This is a genomic window from Emticicia sp. CRIBPO (genome assembly GCF_009905725.1).
Lineage (GTDB): Bacteria > Bacteroidota > Bacteroidia > Cytophagales > Spirosomataceae > Leadbetterella.
Map to the genome: position 1 here is coordinate 132,564 of NZ_JAAAKV010000009.1, position 25,173 is coordinate 157,736.

Annotated in this window: 22 protein-coding genes; 16 read left to right on the forward strand and 6 right to left on the reverse strand. The window is 44.6% G+C overall.

Annotation, left to right across the window (positions count from 1 at the left end):
- The first annotated feature begins 4 nt into the window (after nt 1–4).
- From GVN16_RS19110 to GVN16_RS19135, 6 genes are all read left to right on the forward strand, one after another.
- Complete coding sequence (locus tag GVN16_RS19110; protein WP_229244241.1) at nt 5–883, forward strand: family 16 glycosylhydrolase; 879 nt, start codon at nt 5–7, stop codon at nt 881–883.
- A 137-nt stretch (nt 884–1,020) separates the two neighbouring features.
- The gene (locus GVN16_RS19115) at nt 1,021–2,955 is read left to right on the forward strand and encodes a CocE/NonD family hydrolase (protein WP_229244242.1); all 1,935 of its coding nucleotides are present in this window, start codon (nt 1,021–1,023) and stop codon (nt 2,953–2,955) included.
- A gap of 209 nt (nt 2,956–3,164) precedes the next feature.
- The gene (locus tag GVN16_RS19120) at nt 3,165–3,746 is read left to right on the forward strand and encodes a Crp/Fnr family transcriptional regulator (RefSeq protein ID WP_166565540.1); all 582 of its coding nucleotides are present in this window, start codon (nt 3,165–3,167) and stop codon (nt 3,744–3,746) included.
- Between the two features lie 83 nt (nt 3,747–3,829).
- Nucleotides 3,830–4,495, forward strand: a complete 666-nt coding sequence (locus tag GVN16_RS19125) for a hypothetical protein (protein ID WP_166565541.1) — start codon at nt 3,830–3,832, stop codon at nt 4,493–4,495.
- A 226-nt stretch (nt 4,496–4,721) separates the two neighbouring features.
- Nucleotides 4,722–5,387 (forward strand): hypothetical protein, encoded by a 666-nt coding sequence (locus tag GVN16_RS19130; protein ID WP_166565542.1) that lies wholly within the window; start codon nt 4,722–4,724, stop codon nt 5,385–5,387.
- A 1-nt stretch (nt 5,388) separates the two neighbouring features.
- Entirely contained in the window at nt 5,389–6,858 is a 1,470-nt protein-coding gene (locus GVN16_RS19135) for a T9SS type A sorting domain-containing protein (RefSeq protein WP_166565543.1), read from the forward strand.
- A gap of 59 nt (nt 6,859–6,917) precedes the next feature.
- On the opposite strand, the gene GVN16_RS19140 is transcribed toward GVN16_RS19135, so the two are convergent.
- A complete protein-coding gene (locus GVN16_RS19140; protein ID WP_166565544.1) occupies nt 6,918–7,751 on the reverse strand; it encodes a C10 family peptidase in 834 nt (277 codons plus the stop codon).
- A 144-nt stretch (nt 7,752–7,895) separates the two neighbouring features.
- Nucleotides 7,896–9,056, reverse strand: a complete 1,161-nt coding sequence (locus tag GVN16_RS19145) for a helix-turn-helix domain-containing protein (protein WP_166565545.1) — start codon at nt 9,054–9,056, stop codon at nt 7,896–7,898.
- Nucleotides 9,057–9,255: 199 nt separating this feature from the next.
- On the opposite strand from GVN16_RS19145, the gene GVN16_RS19150 reads away from it, so the two are divergent.
- Genes GVN16_RS19150 through GVN16_RS19160 form a run of 3 tightly spaced genes read left to right on the forward strand, consistent with a single transcriptional unit; the run spans nt 9,256 to nt 11,611 of the window.
- Nucleotides 9,256–10,110, forward strand: coding sequence for a hypothetical protein (locus GVN16_RS19150; RefSeq protein WP_166565546.1), 855 nt, complete (start codon nt 9,256–9,258; stop codon nt 10,108–10,110).
- 46 nt (nt 10,111–10,156) lie between these two features.
- Entirely contained in the window at nt 10,157–10,927 is a 771-nt protein-coding gene (locus tag GVN16_RS19155) for a PoNe immunity protein domain-containing protein (protein ID WP_166565547.1), read from the forward strand.
- Between the two features lie 51 nt (nt 10,928–10,978).
- On the forward strand, nt 10,979–11,611 hold the full coding sequence (locus tag GVN16_RS19160; RefSeq protein ID WP_166565548.1) for a hypothetical protein: 633 nt from the start codon (nt 10,979–10,981) through the stop codon (nt 11,609–11,611).
- A gap of 81 nt (nt 11,612–11,692) precedes the next feature.
- Here GVN16_RS19160 and GVN16_RS19165 read toward each other — a convergent pair whose 3' ends face one another.
- Nucleotides 11,693–14,134, reverse strand: a complete 2,442-nt coding sequence (locus GVN16_RS19165) for an outer membrane beta-barrel family protein (RefSeq protein ID WP_166565549.1) — start codon at nt 14,132–14,134, stop codon at nt 11,693–11,695.
- 242 nt (nt 14,135–14,376) lie between these two features.
- Nucleotides 14,377–14,715, reverse strand: coding sequence for a DUF6249 domain-containing protein (locus GVN16_RS19170; protein WP_166565550.1), 339 nt, complete (start codon nt 14,713–14,715; stop codon nt 14,377–14,379).
- A 212-nt stretch (nt 14,716–14,927) separates the two neighbouring features.
- Here GVN16_RS19170 and GVN16_RS19175 point away from each other — a divergent pair, with 212 nt between their 5' ends.
- Both GVN16_RS19175 and GVN16_RS19180 read left to right on the forward strand, forming a co-directional pair.
- A complete protein-coding gene (locus GVN16_RS19175; protein WP_166565551.1) occupies nt 14,928–15,479 on the forward strand; it encodes an RNA polymerase sigma factor in 552 nt (183 codons plus the stop codon).
- Between the two features lie 26 nt (nt 15,480–15,505).
- The gene (locus GVN16_RS19180; protein WP_166565552.1) at nt 15,506–15,979 is read left to right on the forward strand and encodes a hypothetical protein; all 474 of its coding nucleotides are present in this window, start codon (nt 15,506–15,508) and stop codon (nt 15,977–15,979) included.
- Nucleotides 15,980–16,037: 58 nt separating this feature from the next.
- Here the strand turns inward: GVN16_RS19180 and GVN16_RS19185 are convergent, their stop codons facing one another.
- The gene (locus GVN16_RS19185) at nt 16,038–17,243 is read right to left on the reverse strand and encodes a hypothetical protein (protein WP_166565553.1); all 1,206 of its coding nucleotides are present in this window, start codon (nt 17,241–17,243) and stop codon (nt 16,038–16,040) included.
- Nucleotides 17,244–17,575: 332 nt separating this feature from the next.
- Between GVN16_RS19185 and GVN16_RS19190 the strand changes: the two genes are divergently transcribed.
- The 5 genes from GVN16_RS19190 to GVN16_RS19210 are packed head-to-tail and all read left to right on the forward strand — an operon-like array spanning nt 17,576 to nt 22,272.
- A complete protein-coding gene (locus tag GVN16_RS19190) occupies nt 17,576–18,448 on the forward strand; it encodes an alpha/beta hydrolase family protein (protein WP_166565554.1) in 873 nt (290 codons plus the stop codon).
- 10 nt (nt 18,449–18,458) lie between these two features.
- Nucleotides 18,459–19,331, forward strand: a complete 873-nt coding sequence (locus tag GVN16_RS19195) for an alpha/beta hydrolase family protein (protein ID WP_166565555.1) — start codon at nt 18,459–18,461, stop codon at nt 19,329–19,331.
- 6 nt (nt 19,332–19,337) lie between these two features.
- Nucleotides 19,338–20,636: a CitMHS family transporter gene (locus GVN16_RS19200; protein ID WP_166565556.1), complete on the forward strand. Its 1,299-nt coding sequence runs from the start codon at nt 19,338–19,340 to the stop codon at nt 20,634–20,636.
- Nucleotides 20,633–21,964 carry an acyclic terpene utilization AtuA family protein gene (locus GVN16_RS19205; protein ID WP_166565557.1) on the forward strand — a complete coding sequence of 444 codons (1,332 nt, stop codon included), beginning with the start codon at nt 20,633–20,635 and terminating at the stop codon, nt 21,962–21,964. Before GVN16_RS19200 ends, GVN16_RS19205 begins: the two co-directional genes overlap by 4 nt.
- On the forward strand, nt 21,961–22,272 hold the full coding sequence (locus GVN16_RS19210) for a hypothetical protein (protein ID WP_166565558.1): 312 nt from the start codon (nt 21,961–21,963) through the stop codon (nt 22,270–22,272). The genes GVN16_RS19205 and GVN16_RS19210 overlap by 4 nt, the downstream gene beginning before the upstream one ends.
- A gap of 199 nt (nt 22,273–22,471) precedes the next feature.
- Here the strand turns inward: GVN16_RS19210 and GVN16_RS19215 are convergent, their stop codons facing one another.
- The gene (locus tag GVN16_RS19215; RefSeq protein WP_229244243.1) at nt 22,472–25,090 is read right to left on the reverse strand and encodes a permease prefix domain 2-containing transporter; all 2,619 of its coding nucleotides are present in this window, start codon (nt 25,088–25,090) and stop codon (nt 22,472–22,474) included.
- Between the last annotated feature and the right edge of the window lie 83 nt (nt 25,091–25,173).

Below are 25,173 nucleotides of genomic sequence, written 5' to 3' on the forward strand. Positions count from 1 at the left end.
AGGAATGTCTTTTAAAAAACTGCTCAGTTGTTTTTCCCTGCTCTTCGTTTCGAACCTCGTGATGGCCCAGAAAGCCGACCAGCCGGACTTCCGGAAACCTGTAGAAATCAAAGGAATGAAGCTGGTCTGGAATGATGAATTTAACCAGCCCGGCCCGCCAAACCCTGCGAGTTGGAGACATGAAAAAGGTTTTGTGAGAAATAATGAACACCAGTGGTACCAGCCGGAAAACGCATATTGCAAAGGCGGCCTGCTGGTGATTGAAGGCCGGAAAACGAAAATACCTAATCCGCTTTACAAAGCAGGAAGTGAAGACTGGAGGACCAAACGCGAGTTTATAGAATATACCTCTTCGAGCATCCAGACCCGGGGTATGCACAAGTGGAAATTCGGGAGATTTGAGGTGCGGGCAAGAATAGACACGACGATGGGTGCCTGGCCTGCCATCTGGACTTTGGGCGTCGAAAAAGAATGGCCGCATAACGGCGAAATTGACATCATGGAGTTTTACAGGGTAAAAGGTGTGCCGACGATCCTGGCGAATGTGGCCTGGGGAACAGAAAAACGGTATTCTGCCAAGTGGGACGAGGCCAAGATCCCTTTCTCGAAGTTTGCGGCGAAAGATAAAAACTGGGTAAACAAGTTCCATATCTGGCGGATGGAGTGGGATGAAAAGAGCATCAAACTTTTTCTTGACGATGAACTGCTGAATGAGGCCTTACTGAGTGAATCGCTTAATCCTGACGGGACCAGTCCATTCACGCAGCCTCATTACCTGCTGCTTAACCTGGCTTTGGGCGGCAACAACGGCGGCGATCCGGCAGCGGGCAGGTACCCGGTGAAATATGAGGTGGATTATGTGAGGGTGTATCAGAGGTTGTAGGACAATGGAAAAAGGAGAACGGAGGAAGGAAGAAGTCCATCCGGCCTGGGCGGCCACGTCGGACGGGGATGAAGGAAATGGAGATCCTTTGAGTGGGCTATTTTTATAAAGTATTTAATTAAACATCAATGAACAAAATGGTAAAATTCAGATTTACGAATCTTGTTTGCGGGGGAATGAAGGGAGGGTTGTTAATCCTTTTCGTCCTGGTTTCGCAGCTTAGTTTTGCACAGGGAAAAATCAATGAAGACTCGCTGTATATCCGTCAGCATTACACCAAAATGGAGAAGATGATCCCGATGCGTGACGGGGTTAAGCTTTTTACTTCTATTTATGTACCTAAGGATGCCTCGGCTACCAAACAGTACCCGATCATGCTGAACAGGACACCTTACAGCTCGGCACCCTATGGAGAAACACTTTACAAGACATTGATCGGGCCTTCGATGCTGTTTGCGAGAGATGGCTATATCATTGTTTACCAGGACGTCAGAGGAAAATACATGTCTGAGGGTGAGTTTGACGGCTACCGGCCGTTCATCACCAAAAAGAAAGGCCCGAATGATACGGATGAGAGCTCTGATGCTTATGACACGATTGAATGGCTGACCAAAAATATTGACGGCAACAACGGCAGAGTGGGCACCTGGGGGATTTCAGCTCCGGGGTATTTTACGACCATGACGACCATAGAAGCCCACCCGGCCTTGAAAGCGGCTTCGCCCCAGGCTCCGGTAACCGACTGGTGGATGGGTGACGACCGTCACCACAACGGGGCTTTTTTCCTGATGGGTTCCTTCTCCTTTATTTCTTCTTTCGGAGCTCCGAGGCCTGCCCCGTCCTCAAAAGGCACACCGGGTTTTTCGGCTTACGGAACGCCCGACGGATATGAATTCTATAAGAACATCGGTCCTATCAAAAACCTGGACGCGAAATACCTGAAGGGCCAGAACAAGATATGGAATGACCTGATGGAACATGAGACATACAATGAATTCTGGCAGTCGAGGACACCTGTTCCGCACCTGAAAAACATCAAACCTGCCGTAATGGTCGTGGGCGGATGGTTTGACCAGGAAGACTTATACGGACCTTTGAAGGCTTACCAGGGTATAGAAACGAACAAGCCGAAGTCGCCTAACCTGCTGGTGATGGGACCATGGATTCATGGCGGATGGTCGAGAGGCACAGGGGAATCGTTGGGAGATATCCGTTTCGGATCAAAAACGAGTCCTTTTTACCAGGCTGAGATAGAGTTTCCGTTTTTTAATCATTATTTAAAAGACAAAACCAATCCTGACCTTCCGAAAGCCTACATCTTCGAAACCGGGGCCAACGAGTGGCGGAAGTATGATGCCTGGCCGCCTAAAAACACGGTGGAAAAGAAGCTGTACCTGCATCCGGGCGGTAAACTTTCGTTCAACCCGACGATGAGTATCATGGAAGTGAATGCGAAGCCTTCGTTTGATGAGTACGTCAGTGACCCGGCCAAACCGGTGCCTTTTACGTCTACCATCAGGGTGATCAGAGGAGCTGATTTTATGTATGAAGACCAGCGTTTTGCGGCTCAGCGGCCGGATGTGCTGGTGTATGAATCGGATGTGCTGACAGAAGACGTGACGATATCAGGCAATGTATTTGCCGATCTGTTTGTATCGACGACGGGCACTGACGCGGATTTTGTGGTGAAACTGATCGATGTGTATCCCGGAGATGCTCCGAATAACAGCCCTGCTAATCCTCAGAAGGCAATGGGAGGCTTCCAGTTGCTGGTCCGCGGAGAAGTGATGCGGGCGAAGTTCAGGAAGAATTTTTCGAAACCCGAAGCGATGGTGCCGGGTAAAGTTGAGAACGTTAAATTTGACATGCAGGATGCAGCCCACAGGTTTAAGAAAGGGCATAAAATCATGATCCAGGTGCAAAGCAGCTGGTTCCCGCTGGTTGACCGCAACCCTCAGAAATTTGTCAATATCTACAAAGCAGACGAAAGCGATTTTCAGAAAGCTACCCATAAAATTTTCACGTCCGGCAAAGCCTCCTCTTATATCGGGGTGAGGGTGGTGGAAGATTGATTATGAGACCATGTCATCTTTTTTGGGATGACATGGTTTTATTCAAAGATTGGAAAAAACTGATTCTGAAAAAACAACAATAACTCCCGTTCAATTACTTCTACCTAATAAATACACGAAAATACTTTACCAGCCCTTGCATTATTGTTTTTCTTCTTTACATTTGAAACGTAATCCATTACGAATTTGAAAAAACATACAACCACAACATGTACCTGCTTAACCCTGATCACTTTGATATCCTTAACTTAACGGATGAGGAAATCTCACACATTTTTTCGTTTTTTAAGGAAAAACATTTTCCAAAGGGGACTTTCCTGCTGCAAGAAGGTGAAAGTTCAAATTTGATTTTCTTTATCAGAAAGGGGCTGGTAAGAGAATTTACTTTCCGCTGCGATGAAAACGGGAATGAAAGCTCTTCCAGTCTTAACTTTATGCATGAAGGAATGTTTGCTCTCTCAATAGAAAGCTATCTGAGCAATTCTGTTTCCAAATCCCATATTCAGGCCCTGGAGAACACGCATACAGCATTTATAAAAAAAGAAGACCTTGAAAAGCTATCTCATTCATTGCATTCCGGGGCTTTATTTCTATCGGTGATCTATCAGAGCTGTCTGGCAGAACAGGAAAAGAAGAACAGGATACTCAAAAGCCCGAATTCCAAATTGGCTTATTCAAAATTCATATCAGCCTACCCTGGCATAGCCGAGAGAATTCCCGACAAATTTATCGCGTCTTATTTAAACATACATCCCAATTCGCTCAGCAGGCTAAGGGGCAAAAGAAACTAACATTTGTTAACCTTATTTCTTAACATTTGAGGATTTTATCGGAATCAATACCCGGATATATTTGACAAAACAAAACTAAAAATATGAAACACATCATTTTCTCTTTCATCATCTGTCTGTTCAGCTCTTTAACACTCTCCGCTCAAACTGAAAACAAGAGTAAATGGGAAGCAGCTGTAAATCTGAAGTCATTATTTGTGAAAGGTACAGTCAACCAGTACTACGTCAGGCTGAACACCAAAAAGGAAGACATCAGTTTAAGGTTTTCATTTCTGCCCAATTTGTCGCTCAAGAAGAAAAGTGACCTATATTTTGAGCACAGGCTATCGGGTTCCATTTACGCCATGGCCGGAGTGGAAAAACATTGCTATACTGACCATAAGATGGATGTGTATATTTTTGGGCAATTGGGAGATAAATTATCAATAAACAACATAGACTATATTAATATCCTGATTCCGGGTCTTGTGCAGATAACAGAAGAAAAAAGAGTTCCTTATCTGACCAACCAAATCCTGCTCAGTCCCGGAATCGGTTTTAAGTATGCTTTAACAAGTAAACTATCTGTCAATTTTGAAAGCCAGCTGGATGTTTCTAAATCTTTTAACCGCAGGGGTTATCTGCTTTTAAATACTATTGAAAATGGACAAACTCATGGTTATCTAACCGGAACCATGCTTAGTAACCTGCCTGCAGCTGCCATTTCTTCAAATCTTACTGCTTTTTTGGGCCTGAGTTTCAACTTTTAACTTTCTTCTGCAATCACAGAGACCGTATCGTTTAAACAGCCCTGGAATACTAACATTTGTTAACCTGATTTTCTAACATTTGGTGATTTTATCAGAATCACCAACCAAATATCTTTGACAAAACAAAGCCTGATCAATCCTGGCAGACTATCAGGCTTTGCATTTTTGTTTGCCTAACAATTAAACAAAGTTAAAAATATGGAAAGAAAACAAAACTAACAAATTCATGAAACGCACCGTCTCAGCATTAGTAATCTGTCTGTTCAGCTTTTTTACACTCTCCGCTCAAACTGAAAATAAAAGTAAATGGGAGGCCGCTGTAAATCTGAAATCTTTGTTTGTTAAAGGCACTGTTAATCAATACTATGTCCGGCTGAACACCAAAAAGGAAGACATCAGTCTAAGGTTCTCTTTTCTGCCCAATCTGTCGCTCAAAAAGAAAAGTGACTTATATTTTGAGCACAGGCTTACAGGGTTTATTTATGCCATGGCGGGGTTGGAAAAACACTGCTATACTGATCGTAAAATGGACGTGTATGTTTTCGGGCAACTGGGCAACAGATTGGGAATTAATGAACGCGGAACCTCTGTCAATATTCCCATCCTACCTTTTGCAAAGATAATCGTAGCAAAGAGGGCACCTTACCTGACAAATCAAATCCTTATTAGTCCAGGGATTGGATTTAAGTATGCTTTAACAAATAAACTATCTGTCAATTTTGAAAGCCAGCTGGATGTTTCCAAATCCTTTCATCAATCCGGATACCTGAGATTGGAGACTGAATATAACAATCAAACCACCAGCGAGACTGCCGGGATGATTTTTAGTTTACCAGGGGCTGCCATTTCTTCAAACCTTACTGCCTTTTTAGGCTTAAACTTCAACTTTTAAAATGAAAAAAATATTGTTTTTATCATTGCTATGTCTCAAAGCATTAGCTCAGTCTGTAACAATTACATGTGGAGAGCCCGCTTGCTTCTCGAATATTGAGCCTAAAACGGGAAGCATATCAAGTTACACAGTGTACACTGCAAACCTCTCAGTTTCTAGCACAGCTACGGACATAACGTATGAGTGGGACTCTCCTGGCGGCGATGTAATGCCACCAGGAGTAAAAAATTTACAGGTTTACAATGCCTGGTTTCCTAATACTTCGAATTCGTCGAGTCCAAAGAAAATTAAGGTAACAGTAAATTATAAGCTTGGTGGAGTCGCTCAGACAGCAATAGTGAAGGAAGAAACAGTAACCGTAAAACATATCGGGGCCATCAACACGATGAAACTAAACGGGGCGTCGGTAAGCAACGGTGGAAGCCATAGTATTTCCTGCGGAAGTCAGACGGTGAATGTCGTCTTAAATGGCGGCTCAGATGTGGTAACAGACCCCTATTCCGGCGTAACCTATACCTGGCAATATCCATCCGGTTGGTCGGGTTCTACTTCCACTTCTTCGCCCTCGGTGTCACTGACAGCAAATACCGGAAGTGCTGGCCTTTTAAAGGTTACCGCCAAACGCAATGACGGAACAACCACCCAAACCTTCCAGGTAAACATCACCAGGCCTACGGCCGGTACCGCTTCGATTTCCGGAGCTAATCCATTAATTCTCTGCGGAAGCGGGACAACCACACTTTCCGCATCGGCAACAGGAGCCAGCACTTACACCTGGACACCCTCAGGAACGGCGAGCATTATTTCCGGTCAGGGGACTTCCTCCGTTACGATAGGAGCATCATCAGACGGAGGCGGCTCATTTACCGTTACGCCTTCAAATACTTGCGGCGACGGCACGACCAGTTCTCCACACCCTATTTGGCGGGGGACTCCGAAAATAACCAATGCAACGGTTGACGGCGGATCACTCCAATATCCCAATTATGTAGGTTCGCCGGGAATCTTACAGCTCTATACCAACGGTACAACAGGAACCAACTGGTCCGTTATCAATGGAACGGGATACGTAAGCCCTCTCGGAACAACTTGTTATGGATACCCGAATACCTTTATAAGGGTCTACGGTCAAACTTACAATAGTTGTGGAAACGGAGAAGACAGGACTTTCTATCTTCAGTTATCAGGGTCATCTATGTATAAAGTTGGTCCAAATCCTGTGAAAGAGCATAGCCTGAATATTGAGTTTGCGGATCAAGCTATTCTTAGTGAATTACTCAAAGAGGTGACCATATTTAATGGTAACAATGAAAAAGTTCTCGCCTTCGACCTTAAGAAAGAGGCGGCAAACAGAACAGATACCCAAAAGAAGGACATTACAGTCAATACGAGCGATTTGAAAACCGGCATCTATTATCTTCAGTTGAATATCGGTGACAATATTTACAAAGAGAGAATCCTTATTGAATAATGCACAAAAAAGACAGTTTCAAACTTCATCATCATTTGAAACTGTCTTTTATCTAATCACTATTCCAAAGAACTAAGCGGCCTGACCGTTACAAACGCCCGGAGTTTGATGTCGTCTTCGACGTCGATGGGTTTAAAGAGGTCGTACCAGCCTGTCCGGAAACCACTTGATCCGTAGTTGATGTGCACATAAAATACCCCGTCTTTTTTGAGATAGCCGTCAATGACCGTGGAGTGTCCGTATGTCGTAAAATTCCCCATGTGAAGGTAGACTGGTCTTTTCTGATCGATTTCCTTCATGACTACCAGTTCCACACTGTCTCTTTTTATCAAATGCCTGATACTTTCTTTTTGAGCAATGCCGAGCAATTGTTCCTCTGAAAAAGGAATTTTGCCGGAAAAACTGCCGTAGAACTCCGCTTTGCAGTCGAAGTGTTTTTCCAACTGAGGGGCAGGATTCACCATTTCCAGGTATCTACCTGTTCCGAAGTCTTTGCGAATGGCCATGGCTGTCAGGTAGGAATACCTGGCGACGGCGTCAATGTTTTGGGGAGAGCTGTTTTGAGTGATCTTTGATTCGAAATCTTTCCAATTGATGTTGTACTTCGAAAGGGTATCGCTGATTTTGTAGCCTCTTGAGCATTGGTAGTCGACCAATCCGTGGGGTTTCAGCTGGTGATAATACAGGATTTGAGCCAGGGCGGTACTCCAGCATCCTAATACCTGGTTTTCAGGAGTGTATTTAGCGTAAACACCCCACTGATCCCAGTTGGTTTTGAGCAGAAACGGGGCATCTAAAGAACGTGGTTCCTGCTGGGGCACGGTTTCTTTGCTGATCTGGGCCTGGCCCGATAATGAAATGAGGGCGAAGATGACGGTGATGATTGTTTTCATTCTGATATTGTTTTTTGAGGTAAAACAAGCCGATAGAAAACTGTGAGCCCACTTAAAACGTGTTTTGAGTGTAAATAAATGAAGGTTTTGAAAGAGTTTGACAGGATTACAAGATTTTCAGGATGAACAGGATTTTTGTCGGAGTTATTGTTTTGAAGACCTTTGGTAGGTTTTGGGGGAGGCTCCATCGAATTTTCGGAAGATGCGGTAGAAGCTGGCTTCGGAGTTGAAACCGCAGTCGAGGGCGATGCCAAGGAGTGTGAGATGCTGATAAGTGGAATCTGATAGTCGCTTTTTTACTTCGGCAACCCGGTAAGAGTTAACGAGGTTTCTGAAGTTCTGATCAAAATGGCGGTTGATGGTGGCTGAAACCTGGGCTATGGGGTACCCGGCTGCGGCTGCGAGTTGTTTTAAGCTGAGGTCGGGATCTAAATGCAGTTGTTTTTCTTCAAAACAGGTAATGATGGCTTCCCTGATGTCGTCAAAAGGAATGTTTTGTCCTGTGGTTTCCAGCAGAGTTGCGGCGGTTTCTTTAATCGGTATTGATTCCTCGCGGTTGGTAGTCCACTGTGAGGACAAGACCTGATTGCGGCCGTTGATAGCAAAGAAATAGATCAGGAACGACAGGTACACGTAAAAAAGCTGTGTATAGACAAACCCTGAAGAACCTGTCTGGATGATGTTGGATTGTAAAGAAGCGACCGTCAGCGTAATGACAAATATCCCGGAGCCAATCAGCAGGTTACGGATCCACGTGAGTTCAGGGTAATGCGTGTCTGACTGGTTTTCAAAAAGCCATTTTCTGTATTGCTGCACATGCCTGAACGACAGCACCCAATAAAAAATGGCCGACAGGAGAGCCAGAACATCTTCGGCCCATTTGACTCGGTTATACCCCCACCCTTCGGCCAGGATTTCTTTTTGGGCAGGATCATTGTGGCCGACCGTGAGAAAATAGACCAGCAGACCGTGCAACATAAAAAGGCCCGGAATGATGAAATGAATAAGTTGACTCCCCTTTTTCTGATGAAAATCTTTTGTGAGCGACAATGCATACAGATAAATCAGGGGCTGAAAAAGGGTGTCAATGGCCAGCGGAAAATACCGGAAGAGGGGCTGCTGCCACAAACCCAGGGTGTGCAATAGGATCTTGAAACTCAGCAGCACCATGACCAGCAGCAAAACAATGGTCAGACTTTTCACCCGTGATTTTACCGGGCTTAATAACAGCAAAACCGCATAGACGATGCCCTGGATCATCCCTGCAATCACGATCAGATCAAATATGCTGAATAATTGGTTCACTTTACAAATGTGTGATTCTTTTCAGGGAAAACAAAATGTATGGTTGAAACGCCCTTAAAAAAGTAAAGCTTATGCATGAGACGTGTATTGTTTAGAGGAATATCTGTATTAATTTTGGAGGGTTCAGAGGTCATAAATGAGATTCAATTGTGATTTTAAATTGTTTGCTACAATTATTTAAAGGAGTAGATATTTTGATATGAAAAACGAAAAGACAGTTCTTTGTCAGGTTAAACTTATTGAAGGAAGTGATTTACACTTCAGGTATGCTGACGGCAAAGCATGCTATACAATAATAGATCATAAATGGCAATCAGACATGGAGAGTTCTATTATAGGGAACCTTTTTTCCAATGTCACCAATTTACTATTCTACAAAATGCAGGGACAATTCAAGTTAGAAAATACTGTAAGACTTAACATAAGTTTTTACGACTCTGATAGCATGTCCGTGGAAATTAAGGAAAAAACCAATGGTAGAACTAATAACTTTATGTTAGGTGCTTATCCAAGTTTTGCAAGAATTGGTTACAACATTTGTTCCATGTCACGTTCGTATTTTCACAGTTTACCAACAGATGGAGAAAGGTTAAGCTATGCCGCAGAATGTATATACAAGTCATTAATGAATTTTTGTATTGAATTTAAGCAAGACACGTCAGAGCTGGAAAAAGGATACGAAGAGATAAAGTCTATGACCGATTGGTATTTACCAAACAGAGGAGGTAAAAAATCGGCCAATAAACAGGAGACTCATAAAATATGGATTCAGCGTTTATTCGGATATCAAAAAGATAAAATCAGGCTTGCGGTACAGGATTTAGTGACAAATCAAACACAATATTTCTTCGTTGCAGAGAAAGATCCATGGATTAAAATATATATTGAGAATAATTTGGCTGAAGCTTATCGAAAAGGAAATAGTGAAGGGACTCCTGCAATAAGATTTGACATCCTGGGCTGGAAAAAGAAAGGAACTGTATTTCAGTTCAATTGGGGCGAAGAAGAGTTTTATGAGTTTTCGTTGAACACGATGGAGTTGGTGAGGAAATAACGACAGCTCCATCAATTCCAAAGTTTCTATTTATTATCAGTCTATTATGTTACGACAGAAATTTAAAGATGAGTCTTATTTTGTATTCTTTTTTATTGAAACCATAGAAAGATTAAAAACTGGTGAAGAAAAACTAATTAAGGGAAAAGTCGCAAGTGATATGGTAAAATGGTTTATAAAAGACCAATTTAACCTACATCTTCGTCGTACCATTGCCAGCTACACCAGCGGAGAAAATCTTGAAAGTGTAAAAGAAAAGTTAATTACAACTATCTATTATATGGATAAAGGTTGGATGCCTGAAGTTGTCCTACTAAACAACAGAGGAAAAGTTTATAATCAGTATGCCGAAACTTATGACGAAATGCTCTGGATTTTATCGTTAGGCTATTTACTTGACATTGAAAATGATACTTTCCAAAAGCTTGTAGATTTTATTGACAGGGATAAAGTAAAGGATTTTCTGTATGAATTTATAATTCAGGCGAAAATAAAAGACAGGAGAATAATAACCGAGGAAAGTTGGCGGAAATACTTTGGAATCCCATGGACATTCGAAAAGTTAAGACAAGTAATAAAAGAAACCGAAAAGGAGTCGGCAGAGTATCTAGTAAAAGAGTTTGTTAGTAAAGAATGGTATAGAAGACATAAACAATATAGCTGGCACGATGATCACAAGTATGAAATTTGCATATACTCCGGTTACTGGAGCTTCGAAACAGCGGCGGTTGTAAAAATCATGGGTCTTGATGACAGCAGTTTTATTGACTGCAAATATTATCCTAAGGACTTAGTGCATCAGGAAAGATCACTATAAGGTCTGCTAAATCAAAAAAACACTCCAGTATCTGACAAAAAAACAAACTACATGAATCAAAAATTATTGCTGGCCCTGCTAATTTTCATCTGCGGCTGTAAGCCCTCACCGAAATACATTACCAAAGAAGAGGTGTATAAAGTAGCTTTCAGTAACCCGGAAGAGGTGGAACAAATCCGGACGGCTATTTATGACAGTATAGCAGTGTGGAAAAAGGAGAAAGTTGAGCGTTATAATATGGCTCCTTATGTTAAAATGAAGATTGATACACTGATTTGTTTTAATAAGAAAAGAGATAAATTAATCACTTGCAGATTGAGTAGTCCAAAAACAACCACCTCTTTCGACAATATTGTTTATTTTTATGGTGTAAAAATAAATGAGAAATGGTATTTCTTCGACGGGCCTGGTTTGGTTATCGGTAGAAAAGATGAAAAAATACCTAATACTTTTACCCAACTCAGCAGTATGGCCTATCAAGAGGTATTCAGTGGCTATCTAAAAAGAAACAAAGAAGGCAAATTAGAGATAAATGACGACTTTTTTGCTGATCTGACCAGCGGAGCATGGTATCGCGACACACCTTACCCTCACAATAAAGAAACATGGGATAAGCGATACCTGGAAATTGTATCAGAAAATCGTTCTAAAATAGATACTAATGATTATTCGAAGATGAAGTAATCTCCGAAACCCCTAAAAACATATATTGCCGCACCAGGAGTGCGGCAATATGCATTTGTTCACTAAAAACCCGCTAAAAATTTAGTCCCCACTTTGCACGTCATCATTTCTGATGCCACGCTTGTTCTTTTTGATCGATTCTTTCAGTTTTCCGAATTTGTAATTCATACTGACATTGAATGATCTGAAGTAATCTCTTCTTTCATTATTCTGTAAGAAATCAGGGCCGAAGCTTTCTCTGATGTTCTTTCTGTATTTGTTGAAGGGGTTGTTGAACGACGCCGAGAAAGATAATTTATCTTTGATCACGTCTTTGTTTACACTCACCGAATAGCCCAGGTAAGTATTGGTCCTCTCCTGGATGTTGATGCCCGGACCGTTGAAATTAACATTGGCGTTGAGCCTCCAGTTTTTCTCCAGTCTGTATCCCGACGAAATATTGGCCCCATACATCAGACCTTTGTTTTTAACGAGTTTACCATTGATCATGCCTTCGGTCATGGCATAAGCTAATCTGCTGTTAACACTCAGATTCCATTTTTTACTGATCGGATGGTTAATGTTCAGGTTGGCCATCGGTAACAACTTGGCCTTGCCCACATTTCCAAAAGACGAACGGGTGATCTTCGTAACCGGATCAAACACGATCACCGGGAAGAACATGTCTTTGATAAAGGTATGGCCGATGCTCAGGTTATAGGACGTTTTCGCCGACCAGTTAAATCCTACACTGACCTCGTTCATCACAGAAGGCCTTAACTCAGGATTCCCTGTACGCTCAAAACTCGGGTTGGAGCGGTCTACGAAAGGGTTCAACTGATAAATACCCGGTCTTCTGATCCTCTGGGTGTATCCGAAATTGATACCGCCTTTCTTTAATTTCCTGTTCAGGGTAAGGGTCGGAATCACATTGAAATAGTTCTGGTTCACTTTTGAATTGGTCGACTCAAAGTCCACATCCAGGACGGTCTGTTCCACACGGACACCGCCTTTGATACCCCATTTCTTGAAATTGTACCCGTAAGTATTGTAGATACCATAGATATTCTGGGTATTGGAGAAACTATTGCTCAGAAAATCAATGACCTCGTATTGCTCGGAATCAGAGTTATGCGTCCTGTATTCAAAATCACTTTCATTTTTACGGAGGATGCCTTTCAAACCGGCTTCAATCGTCAGTTTTTTGACCGGATAAACATAATCTACCTGTAAGGTCTGCTCTGAAAACCGCTGGTCGTTGAGCTGACGGTAATTAGGAAGGTCGTAATTTACACGGTTGGTGATCGTGGTAATGTTATCATTGCCGTTGTCGTAGCCAAAATAACGGTAAGAGAAAGTCAGCAAGCGGTTTTTATCCTTTTTGAAACCCAGCTGATAGTTCAGAGCCGCATCTGCCCCTGTTCCGTTGCCTGTCCATTTGTTATTTAAATGATATCCCTGCAATGTTTCGATGTTATTGTCCAGCAATGAAGTCTGCCTTCCTGTACCGTCATTTTTATTGCCGTTGATGTTAAACTGGCCCGAGATGAGGTTGAGGCTGTCCAGTTCGTAACTGATCTCCAGACCCAGGTATCCGTTATAACTGGCTGATTTATTAAATCCTCGTTGAGTAAGCAGCGTAGAGGTTTCGCCAAAGGTTGCCCGGTCGATCATGTTGGTCGTTTCAGGGTTGTTATATTGATTGCCTCCGCCAAAAGCTGAAATACCCCATTTGCCCAATTTGGCAGATAACGAGCCTCCAAAGCCTGGTCCGCCGACAGGAAAACGCTCGCTGACGTTGATGCTGCCGTTGTAACCGTTGTCCACCGCCTTGTTGGTGATGATGTTGATGATCCCTGACAATCCCTCCGCGTCATATTTGGACGGCGGTGTGGTGATGACTTCGATACGCAGGATGGAAGAGGCAGGCATGCTCCTCAGTACGTCTTTATAGCTCCTTTCGACCATGCTCGAAGGCTTACCGTTTATCAATATTCGAAAGTCGCTGTTTCCTTTCAGCTGGATGTTGTCTTCGGCGTCCAGCGACAGGTAAGGGACTTTCCTCATCATGTCCAGGACGTTGAAAACCTTGCTTTCGGGGTCAGCCTGCAGGTCATAAGAGATGCGGTCGACTTCCTGTTTAACGATCTGTTTGGTGGCACTGACTTTGACTTCTTTCAGTCCCACGGCATCTTCCCGGATAAAAAGCGGGCCTAAGTCCAGTATTTTTTTGGTGGTATCGCTGAGGTCAGCCATGACGGTTTTGCTTTTATAGCCTACCCCCGCTATTAAAAGCACATATTTCGAGGGGTTCAGACCCGAAAACTCAAATGAGCCGTCTTCTTTGGTATAACCGGCTTTCACGACGGTGTTCTTGTCTTTCATCAGGTTGAGGGTGATGAAGTCCAGTTTCTTTTGCGAAGCGGAGTCCGCCACAGATCCTGTGATCTTAAAATGCTTTGCGTTGGTTGGTGCCGGAGCGGTCTGGGCATAGGAGTAACAACTCACCATCGCCAGAAGGTAAATAAGTAATAACTTTTTCATTTTTTCATAATTAAATTATCATACGAACAAAAAGACCATAAAAATCCTGCTAAGAGATTGCTCTCTTAAAATTCTGAAACAGCATTGTCAACAGATCTGGGTTGACGGCTGTTCAAACGTACGAACAGTAAATTCCAAACTTGGTGATACAAATATATACAAAGGTACTTTGCGATGCAAGGTATTATGTAAAAATATTTCAAAAGCTGTGTTTTTTGTGATGAATCATCCGGTTATCGTGATCAATCCTGCTTTTCTTTTTCTTTCAGTTTGCGTTCGATGATGAAATTGGCGATCAGACTGAGCCCGCCAAAAAGAAAAGCCATAGACAGGAAAGCAGTACCTTTAAACATCCCCAGGAAATGAAGGTAATCGCCGATGAGGATACCGATAGCCAAACCCACCAGCAGCATACCGAATTTGAGGGTTGGGGATATCGGAGAACTTTTATTGATAAAAATGGAAGCATCTACTCCTTTGTCGATCATCGACATCCTTTCCTTGTGGCGGGTAATGAAGAATATAAACCCTAACATAAATATGCCGATGATTCCGGCCACCATTACTAATCCAGGTCCCATACTATTTTTAATTTAAGATTTTACGATTTAAAATTAATTGCACATATGACTGGGGAAGGGGGAAAAAGGTTACAACATTTGCCGGAAAATATTTTTCGAAATAAATAGTCCGGAATCTGTAACCTCCACGACAAAAAGCGGGTCTAAGACATAAGTTAAAAAACAATGACTTAAATTAGTGTATCATTTCCTGTGCAAGCGTCCCTTAATTCATGAAAGAAGCAGAAGATAATGTCTATATCGACAGAATAAAGAAAGGAGATCCTGCTTCTTACGGTTTTCTCGTAGACAAATACAAGGATATGGCGTACACTATTGCCCTGAGAATCCTCCATAATTCGGGGGATGCCGAGGACGCCGCCCAGGAAAGTTTCGTGAAGGCTTATCAGCAGATACACCGCTTTGAAGGCAAATCGAAATTCTCGACTTGGCTGTATACCATTGTTTACAGGACCTCGGTGACCAAGCGTCAGAAAAGTAAGGCGGAGGTCTTTTCGATCCATGACCATTTCAGCGACACTTACATGGCGGACGATGACCAGAACCAGGTGGAGCGGCTGCAGGCCAGCGATGAGCAGAAATTTATCAGCCAGGCCATTGCCAAGCTGCCTCCTGTGGAAAGCCTGCTGATTACTTTGTTTTATATGAATGAGAATTCAATTAAAGAAATTATGGAAATTACGGGCCTGACGGAATCCAACGTGAAAGTGAAATTATTCAGGGCCAAGAAAATATTGGAGGAGCAGTTAAGGTTTTTATTGTGAGTTACCTTGATAAAGAATTTAAAGCAATGAAAAAGGAAGAGCGTTTCAGAAAGTTGATACAAAAAGCAGAACCGGACAAGCCTTCGTCCGGATTTTCGGCCATGGTCATGCAGCAGATTGAAGCTGAAGCAGTCACGGCTCAGAGCAGAGAGGTAGCACTGGATCTTCTGCTGAAACAACAAACTGTAACAATAGCACCGCTTTCATTCGGTGAAGATGTGATGCAGAAAGTGCTGGCACCAAAACCCGCTCCGAAAACAGTAAGCATCAACAAAGTAGCCTGGTATTCCGTGGCCATAGCTTGCATGATCCTGATTACGCTGGCATTCTTGCCGGGGGCTCCTTCTCCGGAGATCGTCCCACATACCCCGCATCCGGGCTTTTTTGCCATTATCGCCCCTAAACTGGGGGCTATCCCGATGGTTTACCCGATTACTTTTTTTGCCCTCGGTATGCTGGTGGGTATGGATTATTTACTGAGGAGGAAGCTGGATTTTTGAGAGGCTATAAGCTTTAAGCGGTAAGCTGTGGGCCAGTATTCAGAGATCGGAAATCCGGTTATTTTTGGGGCGGCACTGACAGGATAACACCTTTTTCGGGTTCCCGGAGGAGAATGCTGTGTTCGTCGAGCAGTTCCCTGGCAGCTTCGTAAGGAAGGGAATCCAGGCTTTCGTTTTTCAGCTGGAAAGACCTCACTTTACCGTCAGCCTGCGTCCACTTAATGATCTTACAGCGGCAGAGGGCGTTTTCAGGTTCGTTGATGATTTCTTTCACGGTTCCGCCTTTGCCCAGTTTGATATACACTTCCCTGATGCCGATGATGCGGTTGCGATCACCGATGTCGAAATTCCAGGACGCGGAAATGACGCTTGAGAGGGTTTTGTTTTTTTCCAGTTTTAATAAGGAATGTTTGGGCGACTCATTTCCTGCGGCGTTCTTTACCCGGGAATGAACAGATACCAGCCACGGCGACTCAAACTGCATAAATCCTGTATGGTTGAAATTGGATCCGTACCGGACAAAGGTAAAATATCCGTCTTTATAGGTTACGTCGGCAATATTCGAAACCACCATATGATAGCGATCCGGATCAAAACTGCGTGCCTGAGGCGAACCGGTGTAACAAAGCCAGATGCCTTCCAGGCTGTCGGTTTCTGCCTTTGAGGGTGAATATGGCAGGATATTAAAGTCTTCTTTCAGGGTTTTCAGCTTACTCTTTTCCTGCAGCCAGAAGTAAGTGACCGCAAAAAGACCTGCTGTCAGAATGAAGACCAGTCCTTTTAGTAAGCCGGGTATTTGCCGCCAGCTTAAATAATTCCCTCTGCCAGTATTCTTTTGTTGAAGAGGGCCTTCTGAAACTGCCGGCTCATCATTATCCAGAAGAGCGGGATCCGACGGATTTTCAGCAAAGCCTTTCCGTCCGACACCAAAAAGGTAAATATAGCAGGCATCAACCAGGAACGGCCTGGGGTGGGTGACGATCTGGTTGTAGTATGCATCTTTGACCTGGTTGCCGGTGATGTCGTATTTCCTGAACGGGTATTCCGACTTCCTGATGCCTCTTTCGGGTGGGTAACGTTCATGCTGAAGGGCTTCGGCAGTAGTGGGCAGCTGGTTGCTGATCACACTCAGGGCCCGGGCTACTTCTTCATAGTTTTTACGGTTCGAATTACGAATCACCTTCTGACCGGTCTCGTCTTCAAACTTCTCGATGACCTTTCCTAATAAATAAGCTATCTCTTCTTTACCGGATTTTAATTTCATTTCTCAAAGGGATTCAACCTGGATGAGCAGCTTCAGACGTTCTGCACTTTTTTATATAACTCACTAAATAACAAACAATTAACGAATTCCAGAAATTAAGACTGAATTTCCGGAATGCATTTCATAAGTCAAAAACAGCAATAAATTGCCGGCCTTTTATACTTTTGGAAAATGCGGTGGCATTTATCACGGGGATTCGTCCGTCCATAAAACACTGACATGTAACCCGGAATTAAAACTACTGAAATTCGGGTGAACGACCAAGTGAATCCTGTGCTTTGCGGCATCGCATGCTTTAAAACATGAAATTCTGAACAATCAACCTTAAACAAATGAAAAAAAATCTCCTGATCTGTTTTATTATCTTCCTGGCAAGTCATGTTGCATGGGCAAAAACCGATACCATTGAAATAGCCTCTGTTAAAATGAAGAAAGCCTATAAAGCAGCGGTGACACTTCCGGCGTCTTATGCAGGGAGTACGAAATCGTACCCGGTGCTCTATCTGCTGCACGGCGGCTTCGGGCATTTTGATGACTGGCTGTCTAAAACACCCGACAAAAACCTGGTACAGCAACTGGCCGACCGATACAACCTGGTGATTGTTATGCCGGAAGGTGAGGTTTTCAGTTATTACATCGACAGCCCGGTAGATAAGAACAGCCAGTTTGAGTCTTATATTGTTAAAGACGTCATCAGCAAGATCGATAAAACTTACCGGACGATCGCTTCCAGGAACGGACGGGTGATCACAGGACTTTCGATGGGTGGCTACGGGGCTTTGTACCTGTCCGGAAAATATCCGGAGTTGTTCATTGCCGCAGGAAGTATGAGTGGAGCACTTAATCCCGACATGCAAGCATGGAAACTTCCCCAGGACGCTACCGCCAATATCAGAAAGGCCTTTGACGGGATCATCGGGTCTTATGCCACAGACCCTAAAACATATGATCCCTATTCTGTTATCCAGATGGCCGATAAAATGAAAACCAACGGTGTAAGTCTGATCTTTGATTGCGGTACCGACGATTTCCTGGTCGAACCCAACCGTGAACTTCACCGCAGACTGGTATTCAACAATACACCTCATGATTACTCAGAAAGACCTGGCGGGCATTCGTGGCCGTACTGGGAGAACTCTCTGCCCTATCATGTGCTGTATTTCAGTAAAATTCTTGCCACGGTTAATCCAGGTCATACCTATTAAATATACCCCTATGAAAAATATCCGTTTCATCCTGCTTTACTTTTTCATCCTGTTGATCGCCGGGCAAAAGGCCCGGGCTGCCGGGGCAGATACCCTGGAAATACAGAGTGCAGCCATGAATAAAACCCTGAAAGCGGTAGTTATTACTCCGCAAAACTACGGACATTCAAAAAAGAATTACCCGGTGGTTTACCTGCTTCACGGCGGAAGCGGTAATTACAAAAACTGGACGCAGCAAACACCTGATAAAACGCTGGTGTCGCGGATGGCAGATTTATTTGACGTCATCATTGTGACGCCTGACGGCGGGGCTTCCAGTTACTATTTCGACAGTCCGCTGCTGAAAGAAAGTCAGTACGAAACCTTCATCTCCAAAGAAGTGAGAGAGAAGGTGGATAACAGCTACCGCACCATCCGTGCACGGGAAGGCCGCGTGATCACGGGCTTGTCCATGGGAGGACATGGTGCGGTTTATATTGCCACCAAACATCCGGACCTTTACTGTGCCGCCGGAAGCATGAGCGGCGTGATGAATATCAACCCGGCTACCTGGAAAGTGACGCCGGATTTTGCGAAAATCCGTATTGAGAACTTTAAAAAAATGATCGGAGAACGCGAAGAAGCAGGCCCGTTTTATCCGGGATTTAACCTGATAACGATGACCGACCAAATCAAAACTGCAGGTCTTCACCTCATCCTGGACTGCGGTGTAGATGATTTCCTGATCGAACCGAACCGTGAGATGCATAAGCTCCTGACCGCCAACGGTACGCCTCATGACTATATCGAGAGGCCGGGCAAGCATGACTGGGCTTATTGGGAAAACGCATTGCCATACCACCTTTTGTTTTTCCAGAAGGTTCTTCAAACCAAAAAACAATAGGTAACCATGCTGGCATTATTAGGTTTTCTGACCATCGCCCTGTTCCTTGTGCTGGTGATCACCAAAAAGCTTTCGGTGTTGTTGTCCCTGATCATGATCCCGGTGTTTTTTGCCCTGGTCGGAGGTTTTGAGTTGCAGGCCATCGGCGACATGATCGTTACGGGCATTAAGCAGGTGGCCCCTACGGGTATCCTGCTGATCTTTGCTGTCCTGTACTTTGCCCTGATGATCGATGCGGGCCTTTTTGATCCGGTGATCTCGGGCATCATCCACCTGGCTAAGGGCGATCCTTTAAAAATAACCCTGGGCACAGCCCTGCTGACCATGATTGTTCACCTGGACGGTGACGGTACGGCCACGTTCATGATCACGATTTCGGCTTTGCTCCCTATTTACAAAAGACTGGGCATGAACCGGCTTCTTCTTCCGTGTATTGTGGCTTTAAGTGCGGGAGTGATGCACCTCGTTCCGTGGTCGGGTACCATGGCCAGGGCTTTGCAGGTCATGCAGACAGACGCCTCGGGCTTACTTGTCCCAGTGCTTCCTTCGATGATTACCGGCATTCTCTGGGTGCTGGGGGTAGCTTGGTGGCTGGGCAAGAAAGAACGTAAAAGGCTGGGCATTATCCATCTTGACTATAAACACGCTGACGAACTGACCGAATCTCAGAAACTGAGCCGCAGGCCTAAACTGATCCTGCTCAATGCGGTGCTGACAATTTCTTTGATTTTCTGTCTGATCATGGCCCTGCTACCTCCATCGGCTTTGTTCATCATCGGGTTTTCAGTGGCGATGCTGGTCAACTACCCTTCACAGGCTGATCAGAAAAAGAGGTTGCAGGAGCATGCTTCCAATGTCTTCTTTGTGTCGGTGATGATTTTTGCGGCAGGTGTTTTTTCGGGGATACTGACCGGCACCAAAATGATTGACGCCATGGCTCAGTCGCTGGTGACGCTTATTCCTTCTGAACATGCGGGCTATCTGCCTGTGTTGGTAGGGGTAACGAGTATGCCCCTGAGTTTTGTTTTTACGCCTGACGCTTATTATTTCGGGGTGTTGCCTGTATTAAAAGAAGCGGCCATTCATTACGGACTTAATCCCATCGAGGTAGGCAGGGCGGCTATCCTGGGACAGATGACGGTAGGTTTTCCCCTGAGCCCGCTCACGGCCTCCACCTTTGTACTGGTCGGGCTTTCGGAGGTTGAGTTATCCGACCATCAGAAGTTTACCTTCAAATGGGCCTTTATGACTACGTTTCTGATGACTTTAACGGCTTTGATTACCGGGGCCATTCACCTGCTATGAAAGAACTGAAAAAAATAAGGATCGGAGCCGGAGCGGGTTTTTCCGGTGATCGCCTCGAACCTGCTGAAATATTAGCCCGGAAAGGAGCAATAAACTACCTGGTGCTGGAATGCCTGGCAGAAAGGACCATAGCCCTGGCTCAGAAAAGAAAGCTGGCAGATCCGTCAAAAGGTTACGATCCTTTACTGGAGCGGCGGATGGAAATCCTTTTGCCGGTCATCAAAGAAAAAGGGATCAGACTGATCACCAATATGGGAGCAGCCAACGCCATAGCCGCTTCGCAGAAAATCATTGATATTGCAGTAAGAAATAACATTAGAGTGAAAGTGGCTGCCGTGACAGGTGACGATGTGCTTTCCCGGATCACAGGAAACGAAACCACCCTGGAATCAGGTAAGCCCCTCAGCAGTTTTGGCAAGATCATTTCGGCCAATGCTTACCTCGGAGCTGACAGTATCCTACCCGCCCTGGAGGCTGGGGCGGATGTGGTCATTACAGGAAGGGTGGCGGATCCGTCGCTGGTGGTGGCACCGCTGATGCATGAGTTCGGCTGGACTTACGAAGATACAGAACTGATCGGAAAGGCTACCGTTACAGGACATTTAATGGAATGTGCAGGCCAGGTGACGGGCGGGTATTTTGCCGATGGAGTTAAAAAGGTGGTTCCAGGCCTGGAAATCCTGGGACATCCGTTTGCCGATGTTTATGAAGACGGCACTTCGGTGATCGGGAAAGTGGAAGGCACCGGCGGGCTGATCAGCCTGGCAACGGTTAAGGAACAATTGCTCTACGAAGTGCTTAACCCGCATGCCTACCTCACGCCTGATGTTTCGGCCGATTTTACCTCGGTCTCTCTGAATCAGATTTCAGAAGACCGTGTGAAGGTAAGCGGCGGCGGCGGATCATCAAAACCAGATCAGCTGAAAGTCAGCGTAGGTTATCACGCCGGTTTTATGGGCGAAGGAGAAATTTTGTATGCCGGGACGTTCGCGATGGAAAGGGCAGAAATGGCTGCCGGAATCATCAGTTTAAGATTGAAAGGTGCATTCCCCGACAATCTTCGCATCGATTATATAGGTAGACATTCAGGTCATCCGGGTATCAGTCAGGATCATCCCGCTTCCTATGAAGTCCGCCTGAGAATTTCCGGCATGGCAGATTCAGCAGACATTGCTGCCCTGATCGGCGAAGAAACAGAGGCTTTGTATACCAACGGCCCCTCAGGTGGTGGCGGGGTGAGAAAATCTGTGAATGAGATCATCGGGGTACAGTCCATACTGATGGACCGGAAAAGTATTCATCCATCATTTTCTGTTTTTGAATCATGAAGACGAAATTGTACAACATAGCCCACAGCCGTGCCGGGGACAAAGGCAACACCCTGATGTTATCCCTGATCCCATTTGAAGAATCAGACTACCCGGCCCTGATTGAAAAAGTAACAGCTGAAAAAGTAAAAGAACACCTGAAATCCATTGTCAAAGGCAAGGTTATCCGCTATGAAATGCCTAATATTTCATCGCTGCTGTTCGTTTGCGAGGAAGCTTTATCCGGTGGGGTAACGACTTCGCTGGCCATTGACCCTCACGGGAAGACCCTCAACTATGCCTTACTGGAGATGGAAGTGGAATGGTGAACAACGGTCAGTACAGACGATATCAATCCTTAGATACGAACGGCCGTTCGTATCTAAGGATTATCTATTTTGTGTTTATCCGCTGATTCTTCAAAAAACAGACGTCGCAGGCAAGACCTCTACTATTCTTTCTTCCTTCAAAACATGCATCCGAGATTCTATCATTTAAAATTCTGTCATTCAAAATTGTATCATTCCATCACTCACTCTTCAGTGTTTTCACCGGGTTCATGAGGGCGGCTTTGATAGCCTGATAGCCTACGGTAAACATGGCCAGAACAATGATAGCAACGGCCGACAACACAAATACCTTCATATCAAGGTCTATGTGATAGGCGAAATTGCTGAGCCATTCTTTCATGCCCCACCCTATCAGCGGAAAAGCAATGACCATAGCGATCAACACGAGTTTGAGAAAATCAGCCGACAACAAAGCGGCCACATTACCCACAGACGCCCCCACCACTTTACGGATACCGATTTCCTTTTGTCTTCTCTGGGCCGTAAAGGTGGCCAGTCCGAATAATCCGAGGCATGAAATAATGATCGCTAAGCCCGCAAAATACCTTGACAATATGCCTACCCTGCGTTCTGAAGCGTACAGGGCTTTATAATTTTCATCCAGAAACTGGTACTCAAAGGGGTGACCTTTGTGAAAATCCTGAAATGCTTTTTCTACCCTGGCGATGGTCTGGACTTCAGAACCTCCGCTGATTTTGACCATGATGTTAGGCATCACCGGGTAAACCTGGAAGAAGCAGGGCTTCACCGTTTCATATAAAGATTCGAAATTAAAGTTTTTGACAACCCCGACAATCTGCCTTTCGTTGCCCCAGAATTTAATGTTTTTGCCTACGGGGTCTTTCAAACCCATGCTTTTAATGGCCGCTTCATTAAAAACGATCTCATTGCCGGCATTCTGGTTGGGCGAAAAACTACGGCCTTCTTTCAGTTGTATCCCTGCAGTTTCGATAAAATTGTAACCCACTTCCAGGTTGGCAAAATCAATGGTTTTGCCTTCTGCTTTGCCCGGCCAGTGGAAATCGGAAATGGAGCCGTGATCACCGGTCAGGTTATGGGAATAACTGGATGCACTGACAACACCGGGTATATTCCTGATTTCACCGAGGAAGGTTTCGGCAGCTTTGAGATTGGCCGGATCCATTTCGAAAGGGATCTCGAAGTGAATAATGTTGTCGCGGTTATAACCCAGGTTTTTGGTTTGTATATAGTCAATCTGCTGATAAACCACAAGAACAGATACAATGAATATTACCGAAACTGAAAACTGGAAAATGACCAGCCCTTTTCTCACCATCAGTTCTCCGACGGAGGTCCTGAGTTTGCCCTTCAACACAGCTGTGGGATTAAACCCGGACAGGTACAGGGCAGGATAACTCCCGGCCAGTAACCCGGTGAGCAATGTAATACCGGACACAGAAAGGATAAGGTTAAGGTCAAACCCAAGACTGATCTGTTTGCCGGTGAGGTTATTGAATTGCGGCAATATCAGCAATAAAAGGACACCCGCGAGGATGAGGGAAAGGAATGCCATCATCAGGGACTCTCCGAGGTACTGTATCACAAGGGAACTGCGGTGTGCTCCTATTACTTTTTTGATGCCTACTTCTTTCATTCTTCCGGAGGCTTTGGCGGTCGACAGGTTCATGAAATTGATACAGGCGATCACAAGAATAAAAACAGCGATGACAGAAAAAAGCTTTACATAAGTGATCCTTCCTCCTGCCTGCACACCGTTTTCAAATTGTCCGTGCAGATACTTATTCGAATATTTAACGGCAAATAACTGTGTGGTCATTCCTTTACCTTTCGATTTCAGATAGTGCCTGATCTTGCTGTTGAATTTCTCCACCTCTGTTCCCTTTTTCAGGACCAGGTAGGTGCCGGGGTCGCTGTTGCCCCATTCTTTCATACCCGGACGTTTTTCAACAAACAAATCAAAGTTGAACAGTACGTCATATTTTTCAGCGGCATTTACCGGTACATCTTTAAACACACCGCCGATGTTGTACATGCCGCTGAACTCTCCGTTGTTCCATTTGATGGATTTCCCCACGACATTTTTTTCAGAGCCAAACAACTTCGAAGCCATACTTTCTGAAACCGCTATGGTTGTTTTGCCTGCAAACAGTTCGCCGGCATCTCCCTGCACCATCGGGCAGGTCATCACATTAAAGAAGTCCTTACTGACAAACTGCCCTCCGGCTTTCAGGTGGGTCTCTCCTAAGCTGATGATCCCTTTGTTTGAAAACCAGGAAGCAGGCAGCACCGTGGCAGCATGCTCAATTTCGGGCATCTCCGATTTCATTGCTTCGGCAAGAAGTCCGGCGGTGTTAGGTATGGTCTCAATCCTGTCTTCATGAAAATGATTGGCCATGACCTGGTAAAGCTGCTCATCTTTTTCATTGAATTTGTCTATCTGCCGTTCGTCCTGCACCCAAAGATAAATCAGCAAGGTGCAAGCCAGGCCGGTTGACAGACCTGCCAGGTTAAGTAAAGTAAACTGGCGTTCTTTCAACAGATTACGCCAGGCGATTTTGAAATAATTCCTAATCATATCTATATGGAGTAATGGGTTTGAATAATCACTATCTTCTTTCTTTTTTAAGGCAAAAGGCCTGAAAAAACCAAGGACGCTCCAATAATATTGCCGTTTTGCCAACCGCTCACCAAACAGGCCGACGTCCCGTTGAAAGCGTTCATGCAGATCGCCCTGCACCTCTTCCAGAAGATGAGAAGCACAGAACCATTCGAGGAAACGGTCGGCAAGCCGGGGTGGGTTGGGTTTGGTTGGCATTTTACTCTGGAAAAAGGAGAAAGAAAAACGGACAAAGTATTTTTCCTCTCTGCACCGACATCGCAGGCAACGTCTCGGATTTT

Excerpts from the sequence above, each read along its gene's own strand:
- GVN16_RS19110 (WP_229244241.1), top strand. The coding sequence starts at position 5 with ATGTCTTTTAAAAAACTGCTCAGTTGTTTTTCCCTGCTCTTCGTTTCG.
- GVN16_RS19115 (WP_229244242.1), top strand. The coding sequence starts at position 1,021 with ATGGTAAAATTCAGATTTACGAATCTTGTTTGCGGGGGAATGAAGGGA.
- GVN16_RS19120 (WP_166565540.1), top strand. The coding sequence starts at position 3,165 with ATGTACCTGCTTAACCCTGATCACTTTGATATCCTTAACTTAACGGAT.
- GVN16_RS19125 (WP_166565541.1), top strand. The coding sequence starts at position 3,830 with ATGAAACACATCATTTTCTCTTTCATCATCTGTCTGTTCAGCTCTTTA.
- GVN16_RS19130 (WP_166565542.1), top strand. The coding sequence starts at position 4,722 with ATGAAACGCACCGTCTCAGCATTAGTAATCTGTCTGTTCAGCTTTTTT.
- GVN16_RS19135 (WP_166565543.1), top strand. The coding sequence starts at position 5,389 with ATGAAAAAAATATTGTTTTTATCATTGCTATGTCTCAAAGCATTAGCT.
- GVN16_RS19140 (WP_166565544.1), bottom strand. The coding sequence starts at position 7,751 with ATGAAAACAATCATCACCGTCATCTTCGCCCTCATTTCATTATCGGGC.
- GVN16_RS19150 (WP_166565546.1), top strand. The coding sequence starts at position 9,256 with ATGAAAAACGAAAAGACAGTTCTTTGTCAGGTTAAACTTATTGAAGGA.
- GVN16_RS19155 (WP_166565547.1), top strand. The coding sequence starts at position 10,157 with ATGTTACGACAGAAATTTAAAGATGAGTCTTATTTTGTATTCTTTTTT.
- GVN16_RS19160 (WP_166565548.1), top strand. The coding sequence starts at position 10,979 with ATGAATCAAAAATTATTGCTGGCCCTGCTAATTTTCATCTGCGGCTGT.
- GVN16_RS19165 (WP_166565549.1), bottom strand. The coding sequence starts at position 14,134 with ATGAAAAAGTTATTACTTATTTACCTTCTGGCGATGGTGAGTTGTTAC.
- GVN16_RS19170 (WP_166565550.1), bottom strand. The coding sequence starts at position 14,715 with ATGGGACCTGGATTAGTAATGGTGGCCGGAATCATCGGCATATTTATG.
- GVN16_RS19175 (WP_166565551.1), top strand. The coding sequence starts at position 14,928 with ATGAAAGAAGCAGAAGATAATGTCTATATCGACAGAATAAAGAAAGGA.
- GVN16_RS19180 (WP_166565552.1), top strand. The coding sequence starts at position 15,506 with ATGAAAAAGGAAGAGCGTTTCAGAAAGTTGATACAAAAAGCAGAACCG.
- GVN16_RS19185 (WP_166565553.1), bottom strand. The coding sequence starts at position 17,243 with ATGAAATTAAAATCCGGTAAAGAAGAGATAGCTTATTTATTAGGAAAG.
- GVN16_RS19190 (WP_166565554.1), top strand. The coding sequence starts at position 17,576 with ATGAAAAAAAATCTCCTGATCTGTTTTATTATCTTCCTGGCAAGTCAT.
- GVN16_RS19195 (WP_166565555.1), top strand. The coding sequence starts at position 18,459 with ATGAAAAATATCCGTTTCATCCTGCTTTACTTTTTCATCCTGTTGATC.
- GVN16_RS19200 (WP_166565556.1), top strand. The coding sequence starts at position 19,338 with ATGCTGGCATTATTAGGTTTTCTGACCATCGCCCTGTTCCTTGTGCTG.
- GVN16_RS19205 (WP_166565557.1), top strand. The coding sequence starts at position 20,633 with ATGAAAGAACTGAAAAAAATAAGGATCGGAGCCGGAGCGGGTTTTTCC.
- GVN16_RS19210 (WP_166565558.1), top strand. The coding sequence starts at position 21,961 with ATGAAGACGAAATTGTACAACATAGCCCACAGCCGTGCCGGGGACAAA.
- GVN16_RS19215 (WP_229244243.1), bottom strand. The coding sequence starts at position 25,090 with ATGCCAACCAAACCCAACCCACCCCGGCTTGCCGACCGTTTCCTCGAA.